This is a genomic window from Zhouia spongiae (genome assembly GCF_022760175.1).
In the GTDB taxonomy this organism is placed as follows: Bacteria; Bacteroidota; Bacteroidia; order Flavobacteriales; family Flavobacteriaceae; genus Zhouia; species Zhouia spongiae.
Window position 1 is genome coordinate 956,483 of sequence record NZ_CP094326.1, and the last position, 13,937, is coordinate 970,419.

The 13,937-nt window shown below is 40.3% G+C and carries 10 protein-coding genes; 2 read left to right on the forward strand and 8 right to left on the reverse strand.

The features are described from left to right. Positions 1-151: 151 nt before the first annotated feature. The 8 genes from MQE36_RS04225 to MQE36_RS04260 form a co-directional block, all read right to left on the reverse strand. Positions 152-745: a nuclear transport factor 2 family protein gene (locus MQE36_RS04225; RefSeq protein ID WP_242937929.1), complete on the reverse strand. Its 594-nt coding sequence runs from the start codon at positions 743-745 to the stop codon at positions 152-154. 216 nt (positions 746-961) lie between these two features. Next, a complete protein-coding gene (mgtE, locus tag MQE36_RS04230; RefSeq protein ID WP_242937930.1) occupies positions 962-2,317 on the reverse strand; it encodes a magnesium transporter in 1,356 nt (451 codons plus the stop codon). Continuing rightward, a complete protein-coding gene (gene rsmA / locus MQE36_RS04235; protein ID WP_242937931.1) occupies positions 2,304-3,089 on the reverse strand; it encodes a 16S rRNA (adenine(1518)-N(6)/adenine(1519)-N(6))-dimethyltransferase RsmA in 786 nt (261 codons plus the stop codon). Before rsmA ends, mgtE begins: the two co-directional genes overlap by 14 nt. Positions 3,090-3,100: 11 nt before the next feature. Next, positions 3,101-3,412: a DUF4286 family protein gene (locus MQE36_RS04240; RefSeq protein WP_242937932.1), complete on the reverse strand. Its 312-nt coding sequence runs from the start codon at positions 3,410-3,412 to the stop codon at positions 3,101-3,103. A gap of 95 nt (positions 3,413-3,507) precedes the next feature. After that, the gene (locus MQE36_RS04245; RefSeq protein ID WP_242937933.1) at positions 3,508-5,292 is read right to left on the reverse strand and encodes a tetratricopeptide repeat protein; all 1,785 of its coding nucleotides are present in this window, start codon (positions 5,290-5,292) and stop codon (positions 3,508-3,510) included. 317 nt (positions 5,293-5,609) lie between these two features. Further along, positions 5,610-6,881, reverse strand: coding sequence for a serine--tRNA ligase (gene serS / locus MQE36_RS04250; protein ID WP_242937934.1), 1,272 nt, complete (start codon positions 6,879-6,881; stop codon positions 5,610-5,612). A gap of 174 nt (positions 6,882-7,055) precedes the next feature. Further along, entirely contained in the window at positions 7,056-8,393 is a 1,338-nt protein-coding gene (locus tag MQE36_RS04255) for an HTTM domain-containing protein (RefSeq protein ID WP_242937935.1), read from the reverse strand. Next, on the reverse strand, positions 8,383-9,312 hold the full coding sequence (locus MQE36_RS04260) for a bifunctional riboflavin kinase/FAD synthetase (protein WP_242937936.1): 930 nt from the start codon (positions 9,310-9,312) through the stop codon (positions 8,383-8,385). Before MQE36_RS04260 ends, MQE36_RS04255 begins: the two co-directional genes overlap by 11 nt. A 156-nt stretch (positions 9,313-9,468) precedes the next feature. Here MQE36_RS04260 and MQE36_RS04265 point away from each other — a divergent pair, with 156 nt between their 5' ends. Then, on the forward strand, positions 9,469-13,248 hold the full coding sequence (locus MQE36_RS04265) for a reprolysin-like metallopeptidase (protein ID WP_242937937.1): 3,780 nt from the start codon (positions 9,469-9,471) through the stop codon (positions 13,246-13,248). Beyond that, positions 13,245-13,931, forward strand: coding sequence for a hypothetical protein (locus MQE36_RS04270; RefSeq protein WP_242937938.1), 687 nt, complete (start codon positions 13,245-13,247; stop codon positions 13,929-13,931). The genes MQE36_RS04265 and MQE36_RS04270 overlap by 4 nt, the downstream gene beginning before the upstream one ends. The last annotated feature ends 6 nt before the right edge of the window (positions 13,932-13,937 follow it).

Sequence of the window (13,937 nt, forward strand, 5' to 3'; positions counted from 1 at the left end):
TTTTCAATTATTCCGACTGATGTGGAGGTATACTGGTTATTGCATTCATGTTTTCACAAAGTCGGAAGACTTCGCGGAGCAATGCTTGCGCTCAGGTAATTGATCAGAAAAAAGCGGACCAAAGTCCGCCGTAACATTGTATAGTGTATTTTTATATTTTATCTACCAATACTTTTGGTAATAGCTTTTCTAAGATTGGTTTTTGTCGCTCTTCTACTACTAAAAACTTCCAATTACCGACTCCATTGGGTGAAACTGCATACACATTTTTTTCTGAATAAATTTCAAACACCCCGGATTCTGCATCGTATTTTACATTTTCAGCACCGAAAGAAGTTTCTAAAGATGATTTTATCAGGTTATTTCTGGTTTCTTTTTCATCTGTAGCTTCTGATGCCTCTCCTTTAAATTTCATATTCATTTTATTTGAATAGGATAATAGTGCATAAAATTTACTGTCTATTTCTTCTACATCGTTCACTTTTAGAATTTTCTGATCTTTTATTTCAAATTCAATTTCAGGATTATTGAAGGTTTTATCCATTAGTGAAACCATTTGTTCTCTAGGAATAATGGTAAAAAAATCATCGACAATATAATCCATAGATTTTTCAAAGTCTCTTGTTACGATGGCATTCAGATATTCTGAAAACTGTGTTTCAATTTGTTTTTTGTAATCCTGAGCGGTTGCAACAAGACCCGTAAAAAGTAAAATCAGGCCGAGAAGGTTCGTTTTAAAATTCATTTTAAAGTGATTTAGGGTTATTTTTCAATATGGATAAAGGTAGTAATTTGTAGGAGTTATCAAGTAATCGCTTAAGTTTTTCTCATTTTTCCGGCATTCCGGTCACATAAGAAATCTGATGTTCTGATCGATGTATAAATGCTTTCATTGTTCTTTCGATCGTCTGGTAAAGATGCCCGGATATGAAAGTGGTGAATCAAAAAAATCCGGCAGGTTTTAAAACCCAAGTATGAGTTTTGCAATAAGAAAGTAGATCAATATTCCGAAAACATCGTTGCTTGTAGTAATAAATGGTCCTGTGGCAACGGCCGGATCTATGCCTCTTTTATCGAGGAAAATGGGTATAAACGTTCCGATTAACGCAGCAATAATAACTACTGAAACAAGTGCTACGCATATCGTTGCCGATTCAAAATAAGTGGTGCCGAATGCAAAATGACTGATCAATAACACGATAAGGGCAATTGCTACCCCATTTACCAGTCCTAAGAGCCCTTCTTTCAGCAACCTGCTCCATATTTCCCCTTTAATGGTATCGTTTGCCAGTCCTTGCACTACGATAGCTGAAGATTGCACGCCCACATTACCTGCTGTTGCCTGAATTAAAGGGATAAAAAGTATCAATGCCTGATATTTGGTGAGCACATCCTGAAAGCCACCGATAATACTTGCCGCCCCGAGTCCGCCCAACATTCCGATAAGCAACCAGGGCAATCTTGCTTTGGTGAGCTCCCATATGCTATCATCGGCTTCTACATCATGGGTAATACCCGCCGCCAACTGATAGTCTTTTTCTGCTTCGTCTTTAATAAAGTCTACAATATCATCGATCGTGATACGTCCGACAAGTCTGCCTAGTTCATCTATTACAGGAATGGCTTCCAAATCGTATTTAGACATTATTTTTTCTACTTCTTCTGCATCGTCATTTACAGACACATAGTCTACTTTCGGAATATAAACGTCTTTTATAGCGGTACGGGTAGAGGTCGTTAGCAGGTCTTTTAACGATAAGCGCCCTTTTAATTTATCTTCGTCGTCAACTACATAAATAGAATGTACCCTTCGTACATTTTCTGCCTGGGCACGCATTTCTTTGACACAGGTAAGCACATTCCAGTTTTCATTCACCTTTACCAACTCCTTTGCCATTAAACTTCCTGCTGTTCCTTCGTCGTAACGTAATAAGTCTACAATATCGCGTGCATGTTCGCGGTCTTCTATCTGGGATATAATTTCACTGACCCGCTCTTTAGGCAGCTCCCCGATAATGTCAGCTGCATCATCGGTATCGAGTTCCAGAAGTTCATCTGCAATTTCTTTTGCGGATAGTTTTCTTAATATGGTTTCCCGAACATCCTCATCTAACTCGGCAAGAATATCTGATGTCGTCTCACTGTCGAGCAGTTTGATAATGTAAATAGCTTCTTCATCATCCAGCTCATGAACGATCTCGGCAATATCGGCATAGTGCAACTCACTCAACATATCGAGGAGTTCGCCGGTGCTATTCTCTGCTATCAGCAGATTAATTTGCGCGATGAGTTCGTCTGTGAGTTTAAATGGTATCATGCTCTATTTTTTCTGTAAGGTCTATAAAATCGAGAACGCTTAACTGCTCAGGACGCTGCCCAAATATAGTATCTTCTTTTAAATTATCTGATAGCTGAAATGTTTTTAAACTGTTACGAAGTGTCTTTCTTCGCTGGTTAAATGCTGTTTTTACGACCCTGGTGAATAATTTTTCATTGCAAGGCAGTTGAAAATTTTCTTTTCTGGTAAGTCTTATTACTCCGGAGTCTACTTTTGGCGGGGGATTGAACACTCCCGGTTTTACGGTGAACAAATATTCTGCATCGTAAAAAGCCTGCACCAGTACAGACAAAATTCCATAGGCTTTACTTCCTTCTTTTTCACAGATTCGCTGGGCTACTTCTTTCTGGAACATCCCGGTAAATTCTGGAACCTGATGTCTCCACTCCAACATTTTAAAAACAATCTGAGAGGAAATATTATAAGGGAAATTTCCGGTAATAGCGAACGGTTTGTCCTTGAATAGACCGGACAGATCTGTTTTTAAAAAATCTGCTTCCACGATCCTGAATTTTACTCCGTCTTCCTGATAATTTTCTCTTAAATAGGCTATGGATTCTGTGTCTATATCCATAGCGGTGACATTAATATTTTTTAAAAGCAAATATTTGGTAAGCACTCCCATACCGGGGCCAATCTCCAGCACTTCGTTGTAATTCTGAAGTGTTAATGTCTCTCCGATTTTATTGGCAATATTTTCATCATTTAAAAAATGTTGCCCTAAATGCTTTTTGGCTCTTACCTTGCTCATTTTATTATTTATTAATGCTCGCTGATAATTTCAAGCTCCGTTCTAAAAGCGACAAACTTATCTGCAAAAAGCTTGAAAGCTTCTTGTCTTAACCTGTCGGCATCTTCCTGATAATAACGCTCTAAGGTATGCTTACTATCTGTAAAGTATTGTACCGAATAGGTTGTTCCGCCCATTTCTTCCTCAACCAACACCTTTACCATTCGTGCTTTCGTAAACTTCCCTGTTGCGAGCATATCAGGAATATGCGTTTCTTTCATCCACACTACCCATTCATCGTGCGCACTCTGATCGATATTTATAGTAACATTATAGATATACATAGCTTTTTTATTTATCCAAAAGATGATCTTATTAAAACTGATGCAAAGAACCGGAGTTTTTTTATGGCATCAAAACATCTGGTGGCCGAAGTACATTAATTTACCACATCGCCCCTGATCTTCCTATATGCGTTTCGTGCCTGAACAAAGAATATGCTATCGGGATGTTCTAAAACAAGCTGTTCGAAATAAGGCTTGGCCTTTTCTTCCAGTCCCTGATCGTAGTATAAGTTTGCCAGACCAAACAAGGCATCGTCCATTAAAATATCATCCGGGAAGAATTCTATAATTTTGGTATAATTGAGCCGGGCTTTATCTGGTTCGTTCATTTTTTCAAGGAGCTTTGCCTGTTTTAAAAGAGCTTCATCTTCTATACTTTCACCCTTATGGTTTTGCAGTATTTCATCCAGTAAAGAAATTGCTTCTTTGTTTTTATTCTGATATGCCAACAAATCGGCTTTAGCATATATTTTAAGAGCCGTTTGGGTAGAATCTTCCAGGGAGTTATCGGAAATAAGCAATTTTAATTGTAGCGCATCATTAGCGATAAGCTGCGACGTTGAAGACTTCAGTACTTTTAACTGGCTCTCGGCCCATTTAAAATCTCCTTTGTAAAAACTGGCTTGTGCCACTTTAAAACGAGCATCCTGGGCCATTACATCATTTTTTACTTTTCGTTGTACCTGAGAGTAAAGTATAAGAGCCCTGTTGAATTGCTCATGGTAAACCAAGATATCGCCCAATAACATTTTGATTTTTGCTTCTTCAAAATTGTTCAGAGGCAATTGAAGCATTTCATTTAAAAATTTCTGGGCTTCAACAGGCTTTCCCATTTCAAAGGCCAAAAACTTACCATATGCCAATTGCAACTGAATCGTTTGCTTTGTTTTTCCGAATTGCTCTAAAAGGGACAGAAAGCGTTCATTGATTTTTTTATTATCCTTGTCGGTATGATTCTCCAGATCAATATTAATAATATACAACTCCGCTTCTAATGTAACTTCCTGAAAAGGACTGTTCTCCACAACATAAGAGAAAATTTGTCTCGCTGCTTCGAGGTCAGATGCTTCATATGCAGACCGGCCAAGGTTTACGATACGCCCCAGGGTTTGTTTGTCTGACTTCTTGTAAATGGACTTTTCCTGAATAAAAGCGCTTCCATAGAGTTGTTGCTGAACAAAGAACCAACTCAGCAATTCATTCCATAACACATTCTGATCGGTTTGCGACCGCCTTAGCAATTGTTTTCTTAACAGTTGATTGTTCTCTGCATTGACATCGTCTGTTATAAAATTTCCCAGACTATTTAATACCCTTGGCTTGAACTTTTCATCAAAGGCCAGTAGATTCAGATAGGTTTCGAACATCTGCTCAATGGCATTGAGTTCTCCATAGATCAATGCAAGGTTATAATTAAAATTCAGATCCGGATTGATCTCCATCGCCTTCTTATAGGTTTCAATGGCATAGTCGAGTAGGGTATGGCTTCTGAACGCATTACCTATCCCATAGGCATTGGTTACATTTTCTGAAATGCTTTTAATAGCCTTGTCATAATTTTCCCTGGCCCTGGTCTCATCTCCTTTTAATTGATAGTTATACCCGATCTCCACCCATAAGGCGGCAGAAAAACGTCCTTGATTTAATTGTGATTCAAGAAGGGATTGTGAATCTTCAAACCTCTCAAGTTGCTGGTAACATTCAACCAAAGCCTTGAAGTAAGTAAAACTCCCGCTATTGGCCTTATAGAGCTTTTCAAATAGCGAAACAGCCTTTTCAAACTTACCGTCATCAAAATACTGTCTGGCCAATGCTTCATTCTGGGCATTGGCAAGGCACGTAAAAAGTAAAATTGTTAGTATGACAACCGATCTCCTCATGAAAAGCTAAAATACAATCATATCTCTCAAAGATACTACATCAAACACAAACTGAAATATGTTTAGAAAAAGAAAGCCCAAACTTTCGCCTGGGCCCCTACCAACTAAATAAAGTGCTATTAATCAACATATACTGTGATTGTTATTTGCGTTGGTATAAAATTATAACCTTTCTTTACTACCTATCTGTAATAAGCCTTTTCCTTTGATATTTCTGATGTGAAGTAAATATGGGTAAACATTATTCAACACCAGCAGGTTCATTAAATAAGAAATAGGCTACTTCAAATTAAGTAATTTTTTTTAATATTCCAAGTTTAATCGATAATATCGAACCCGGTATAAGGCACTAAAATTTCCGGAATCTTAATACCGTCTTTGGTCTGATAATTCTCCAGAATTCCCGCCAACACCCTTGGCAAGGCCAATGCACTTCCATTTAAGGTATGCGCCAGCCGGCTTTTACCGTTCTCATCTTTAAAACGCAGCTTAAGACGGTTAGCCTGGTAGGTTTCAAAATTCGATACCGAACTGATCTCTAACCACTTTTCCTGAGCAGTAGAATACACTTCAAAGTCGAACGTTAATGCAGCAGTAAAGCCCAGATCCCCTCCACAAAGCCTTAATATCCTGTAAGGCAATTTTAATTCGCGAAGTATTCCCTTAACATGTTCTACCATACCGTTTAATGCATGGTATGAATTATCCGGATGTTCTACCCTCACAATTTCTACCTTATCAAACTGATGCAGCCTGTTCAACCCCCTTACATGGGCGCCATAGCTGCCCGCTTCCCTTCTGAAGCAAGGGGTGTAGGCTGTACAGCAAATCGGAAAATCAGATTCGTTTACAATCTCACCTCTGAAGAAGTTTGTAACCGGAACCTCAGCAGTAGGTATCAGGTACAAGTCGTCATTGGTAACATGGTACATCTGTCCTTCCTTATCTGGCAACTGGCCTGTTCCGTATCCTGAAGCTTCATTCACCAAATGCGGCACCTGGTATTCTTTATAACCTGCGGCCGTGTTTTTATCTAAAAAATAAGAGATCAGTGCACGTTGTAAACGGGCTCCTTTTCCTTTATACACAGGAAATCCGGCTCCTGATATTTTAGTTCCGAGCTCAAAATCAATGATATCGTATTTTTTTGCCAGCTCCCAATGAGGCAGGGCCTCATCTTCCAGTTGGGGCACGGTGCCTTCTTCAAAAACCACTTCGTTGTCTTCATCTGAATTTCCTTCAGGAACTGACGGGTGCGGTACATTCGGTATACTATACAGTAATCCGTTTAATCGCTGTGCCTTTTCATTTAACTGTTCATTAAGGTCTTTTGAACGCTCTTTTAACGATCCGGTCTGTTCTTTCAGTTCATTCGCCTCTTCTCTCTTTCCGGACTTGAACAAATTACCGATTTCTTTTGACAATCTGTTGGACTCAGCCAACGTATTGTCCAGTTCCGCCTGTATACTCCTACGTTCTTCGTCTACAGACAGTACCTCGTTAATGACTTCATCAGCGGCAAAATTTCTTTTACCCAAGGCTTTAACCACCTCTTCTTTGTTTTCTCTGATAAACGGTACTTGTAACATCGTTAAAAATTTTATTTGGGCGTTTCCACTACCGTGGCCGGGCTATCCGCTCATAGTTTTGCTGAAAAACGCAAAAGCTATCCGCTTCTATCCCTAACGCATTTAAATTAAGCGACAAATTTAATGTAAATAGTGTAGGCTGTAAAAACAAGTCTTTAAAAAATAACGAAAACCTTAATTTTTAATCTCCTCTTTCCTATCAAGCTCAGAGGGAAGTAACCAGCTATGGTGCTGAAACTGTTTCCAGGGCTCCGCAGCCAGGTCTATCGATTCGTCAATCAACGGTTTTGCCCGCCTTCGGTTTACACTTACCCTGTTTTTCACATATACCGCCACCTCTTTTCCTTCTGCATTGTATTGTTTCTTCAGGCGCTGGGCAAACTGCCAGATTACATCAGGCTTGGTTCCTATTATTCCTTGTTGTTTTCTGCTCAGGTAATTTTTAGGATAGACAAGCTCTGTTTCTCCTGTTGCCTTATCTACAACTTTAAAAGTTGAATATCCTGACTTGCTTCTCAACATCATACGCCAACTCAAACGGTGCCCCTCTTCTGTCCACAGCACATCATCTTTAATGAACCAATGGCGTAAAGGCAAAACCAGTTGAATTAAAAAATAAACCCCTCCAACGGTATATAGCAGATTTTTATAACGAGGGATTATCACCTCATCATTAACATACAACGGTTTCTTCTTTAAAAAGATATCGCGTATGGTTTTCGGTTCGAAAAAAAACAACGTAAAAGCCAAAGACAAATATGGAAAAATCCCTATCTGGAATACGATGGAATTAAACAGATGAAAAACAACTGAAGCCAGAAAAGCCAATTTGCGTGTCGGCTTCCAAAGCAACATCGGAATTACCAAAAGATCAAATAAGATTCCGGTATACGCTATAAAAACATGCACTCCTTGTTTTTGCAACAAATCACCTATAAGGTAATAATCTGCTTTTGAACTCATTAAATTCTTCACTACTGTCAGATCCAACCAATCGGGATAAAGCTTCGCCAGTGAGGCATAGGTATACACGATCCACAGTTGCAACACTATAGCCCATTTACACCAGCCTGGCATTGCTGTTTTTTTAATAGTCGGGTTTCTTCTGGCATCAACCGAAAAATAGCGGTGAGCAGGCAACACCAGCATCAGTAAACAGATCAGGATAAGCAGGTAATAGTGGTTGTTATATGATGCTTTCTGCATGAGGTACACCCCTGTCCACATCAGGGTAAACAGCCCCACGCTAAGACGGTATTTATATCCTGTCATGACCAGGATTCCCAGTACTCCCATGGCAGCAAAATAAAAATACATTCCATTGCCCGGTAAAGGCTGCAAGAACTCAAAACCGATAACGGTAAAGGTAAACTCAGGTTCTATAAGCGTTCTTTTAATCCACCCGGTAAAAATAGCGCCAAAGGCTTCTGCTGCAATTAAAAACCCGAAAAACACCCTGAAAACAATCAGGGCAACATTATCAATCTGCTTGAATAGAAGTTTATTGAGCATTTATAAACGCTAAGGCATTTAATTTATCTTTTCTGAGCTGTTGCTGTAGTGAATCGATGGAATCAAAACGTTGTTCGTCCCGCAAACGCATCAACATACCGACCTGAATCTTTTTGTCGTACAAATCCTCATCAAAATCAAAAAAGTGGACTTCAATTGACTTTTTAACACCATCTACAGTTGGGTTATAACCTATATTCATCATCCCGAAAACCTCCCGGTTGCCGATACGGCTCTTCACCACATAAACCCCGTCTTTAGGAATAAGCTTATACTTTTCTTCGATATGAAGATTCGCTGTAGGAAAGTCTATTTGCCTGCCCAAACCTTTTCCTTTGGTTATGGTTCCGGTAAGCATAAAGTCATAACCTAAAAACTCATTGGCTGTCTTAACATCTCCTTCTGCAAGTGCTTTTCTTATCTTGGTTGAACTAACAGAGACTTCATTAATTTCTTCAGCTGATATCTCTTCCACTTCAAACCCGAAAGTTTCACCGTAAACTTTTAAATCTTTAATGGTTGCCGTCCGGTTTCTTCCAAAACGGTGATCGTATCCTATAATGACCTTTTTGGCATTCAGGTTCTTTACCAATGCCTCCTGTACATACTCAGAAGCCGATAGTCTGGAGAAGTCTTTTGTAAAAGGATGAATCACCAATACATCGAGTCCTGTCTTTTCCAGAATTGCCATTTTCTCATCCAGTGTATTAATCAGTTTCAAATCTGCATCCTGTTGCAAAACCATTCTGGGATGAGGGAAAAAAGTAAGTATTGTTGATTTTAAATCGTTTGCCCTGGCACTTTCAACTAATCGCCTTATAATCTTTTTGTGACCTACATGAACTCCGTCAAAAGTCCCTATAGTAACAACCGAAAAATATTCTTCATTATAATCAGACAGGTTTCTTTTTATAATCACTGGAACCTTGTTTATTTTAACGTTGATTGTTACAGCAAAGTAACAAATTTTTACAATGCTTTTGTTATATTAGTAAAAGTAATTTAGCCATTTCGGACAGACCGCAAACCCCTGATTCCTCAATTTAACTATATTTACGGATCAACCATTTCTAAAATGAAAAAAACACTACTCTTACTTTTTCTTTGTTTATTGGGTTACACAAGCATTCTAGCGCAAGATAACGGCACCTGGAGTTATGCCAAGGAGGTAAATCCGAAAATGGTTAAAAACATCCGGAACTACAAGGCTTATCAACTAAACAGCAACAACCTAAAAAAGGAACTGTCGAATACTGCGGACAGAAAAGGGCTGGCCGGCGGAAAAACCCGGGGAAAGATTATAGCCTTCCCTACCGGGAATGGCTCTCTGGAAAAATTCAGGGTTTATGAATCCGCTGTTCTTTCAGCCGGATTACAACTGAAATACCCGCATATAAAATCGTATTACGGCGTTTCTACAACAAACAAAGGAAAGACCATCCGGATAAGTCTTGACGATTTTGGCTTTCACGCATTGGTCCGCTCTGAAAAAGGCATTTCTTATATTAATCCGGTTGCATCTGAAAAGGATTTATATTATATCGCTCCCAAATCAGACTTCAAGGCTCCAATGTTTCAATGTAAAACCGGTGATGAAGTTGCGACACAACAATTAAAAGGGATGGTTGGCAACAGAGAAGATATCGTTAACGACGGTTCATTAAGAACCTATCGGATCGCCATTGCCAGTACCGGCGAATATTCAGATTATCACATTAATGCAGCAGGCGTCTCTGACGGAACCGATCAAGAAAAAAAATCTGCAGTGCTGTCTGCAATGAATACCACGATTACCAGGGTTAACGAGATCTTCGAAAGAGACCTGGCCGTTACCCTGGAGATCGTTGCCGATAACGATAAGATCATATACCTCGATGCAGACACCGATCCCTTCACCAATGATGACGGCGATACTTTACTAGATGAAATACAATCAGTAACAGATTCCAACATAGGGACAGAAAATTACGATATCGGGCATGTATTCAGTACCGGTGGAGGAGGTATTGCAGAGGTAGCATCTGTATGTACTACCACGAAAGCCAGGGGAGTGACAGGTAGTTCTTCTCCTGTCGGCGATCCTTTCGACATAGATTTTGTAGCTCATGAACTGGGACATCAGTTCGGTGCCTCTCATACGTTTAACAACTCTTGTAACTCGAACAGATCTGATAATACTGCCGTTGAGCCCGGAAGCGGAACTACGATCATGGCCTATGCCGGTATCTGCCCTCCTAATGTACAAGGGGCAAGCGACCCATATTTTCACGCAGTCAGCATAGCACAAATCTGGAGCAATATTACCGACGGAATAAACGACTGCGCCGCTGTTCAGGCCATTGGCAACAACGCTCCTGTCCTCGACCCGTTAAACAACTATACGATCCCCAAAGGCACAGCCTTTTATCTGGAAGGCACAGCCTCCGATCCTGATGGGGACGAGCTAACTTACAGCTGGGAACAAATTGACAACTCTATAGTTACCCAGCCCCCCGCTCCCGACGCTAATGAAGGCCCTGCTTTTCGGGTTTACCCACCCGATACCAGTCCGAAAAGATACTTTCCTTCCACTTCGGCTATTTTATCAAACAACCTGAGCCCGCAATGGGAAGTGGTCTCTAATGCCGGAAGGGATTATAATTTCGCATTACTGGTCAGGGACAACAATGTTAACGGGGGACAAACGGCAAGAGAAGACACGAAAGTTACCGCCGATGAAAACTCAGGCCCTTTTACGGTAACATCACAAACCGACAATACCACGATTACGGGCGGCGATGCCATTAATATTACCTGGGATGTAGCAAATACCAATATTGCCCCGATAAACGCTTCGTCCGTCGACATCTTTTTAATTATCGATGGTGATTTTGAAACCTTAATCCCTTTAATCAGCGACACACCGAATGATGGTGAGGAAAATGTTGTTCTGCCGGGAAATATAACGACATCGAACGCAAGAATAATGGTTCAACCTACAAACAATATATTCTTTGCCGTTAATACCGCTTCATTACAAATACAACAAAGCGAATTTGTTCTGGATTTCAACGCACTGAGCTATGAAGAGTGCCAGCCAAACGATGTGATTTTTAGCTTCACTTACAATACGTTTGCCGGCTTTAACGAAACCACAAACTTTACAGCATCGAATGTTCCCTCAGGCTTAAATGTAGATTTCAGCAACACCTCTGCGACCAGTAACGGAACCTCTATCGATGTAACGGTTTCCGGAACCGGGAACCCGGGCAAGGGAAAACACAGCTTTACGATCAACGCCAATGCCTCTTCTATAAGTAAAGAATATCCCATTGAGATCCATCTTTATGACAACACATTTGACAACATACCTTTAAACAGTCCTTCGGACGGAACATTAGAAGTATTGACCGACAGGAAATTTGAATGGACGGCGATCGACAATACAATATCTTATGAAATTCAATATTCTGAACTTGAAGACTTCTCAAGCATCACCGAGACATCCGTTGTAAATGAACCCCATTATATCCCGGCGAACCTGCAACCCGGAACAACATACTACTGGCGCGTAAAACCCATTAATGATTGCGGGTCCGGAAATTTCTCCAACTCTTTTAGCTTTTCGACAATAACACTGGATTGTCTGAATGAAATCAACAATACTCCGATAAACATAAACAACCAGCAACCCAGTACCATAACCTCCGAAATCAACATTACAAACAACGGTTTTATCAGCGACATTTCAGTCGACCTGAATATTACCCATACATATATAAGCGACCTGACCGTATCATTAACATCTCCATCCGGAACTGAGATCACATTAATCAATGAAATCTGCGGAAACGGAAGAAACATAAACGCTACCTTTTCAGCTAACGGCACAAACATTATTTGTGGAACCAACCCTTCTATAAGTGGTTTGGTAGCTCCTGATCAAGCTCTGGAAAACATGGTTGGCGAACCTGCTGCAGGAACATGGACCCTGACAGTTTCTGATGCTTATAGCTTAGATGGCGGGACATTAAATTCATTTGGACTCAATATATGCACCAGGGAAGATTCTGATCAGGACGGCATTTTTGATCCTTTGGATGAGTGCCCCGATACTCCTCCCAACACCAAAGTAGACACAAAAGGATGTCCGGTCTTTTCAGTTGCTGCAAATAACTATACCATAAAAACCATTAGCGAAAGCTGCATAAGCAACAACGACGGAAGCATTAACATCAACACTGTCGAAAACCATAACTATATTGCCACTCTTACCGGTTCAGGAGGCAGTAACAGCCTGAATTTCAACAACGGCACTGCATTCAACAACCTTTCCTCCGGCACTTACCAACTGTGTTTTACCGTTGAGGGGCAACCGGAATATGAGCAATGTTTTAACTTAACGATAAAACAGCCTGAAAGCCTTAGCGTCTTGTCTAAAGTCCTGGCAGAAGAAAAACTGCTCACCCTCAGGCTGGATGGTGCTTCCCTGTACAATATTGACATCAATGGCATTACAACCCAAACGACGGAAAACGAGATCTCTTTACCTTTGGCAAAAGGGTATAATATTATAAAAGTATACAGTAACAAAGATTGCCAGGGCCTTTACGAAGAGAATATTTTTGTTCCGGGAAAAGTTGTAGCACACCCAAACCCTTTCAGTCATCAGATCACCCTGTTTACCGGTAGCAGCAACCAACAAACAGACATTATGATCAGCTCTTTAGGAGGTAACAGCGTATATCGTGCTTCGCGAAAATCAGACAGTAAAGGCAACATCCCGCTAGACCTGTCGCGGTTATCAACAGGGATTTACCTGGTTACATTAAGAGGGGAAGAGATTATTACAACACTTAAAATTGTTAAAGAATGAAAAGCTACTTATATACAGTAACGTTATTCGCCGCTCTTCTCATGAGCTGTGGTGGCAAAGACGATCCAAAACCACCTACGGCCGCAACACTGATATTTCCGGAAAACAATACTGAATGTATTGACGGAACAGATATCAATACAACACAAACAGCCATTACATTTAACTGGGAAACCACCAACAACACGGACGAATACCGGTTGCAGGTTAAGAATTTAAACAATTCGGCCATACAAACGTTTTCGACCACAACCACTTCTCAGGAGGTGATCTTAACCAAAGGCGAACCTTATTCGTGGTTTGTAACATCCGCTTCCAACAACTTTCCCGATGAATCTGCCATAAGCAATACCTGGAAGTTCTATGCCACCGGTAATGGCACTGAAAACTACGCTCCTTTTCCGGCTGAGATTATATATCCCAAATCGGGCATAACGATCAGTGCTGCAAACAACATGGTTAATTTACAATGGAGCGGCTCTGACATTGACAATGATATTGCCGGTTACGAAGTATTTTTAGACACAAATAATGACCCCAATACTCTTTTAACAAATACCAATGCTCAAAATTTTCAAACTCCCGATCTGGAGTTAGGGATTACTTATTTCTGGAAAGTCATCACCAGAGATAACGAAGGAAACACTTCTGATTCAGGAGTATATCAATTCAGGCTTCAGTAAATCACC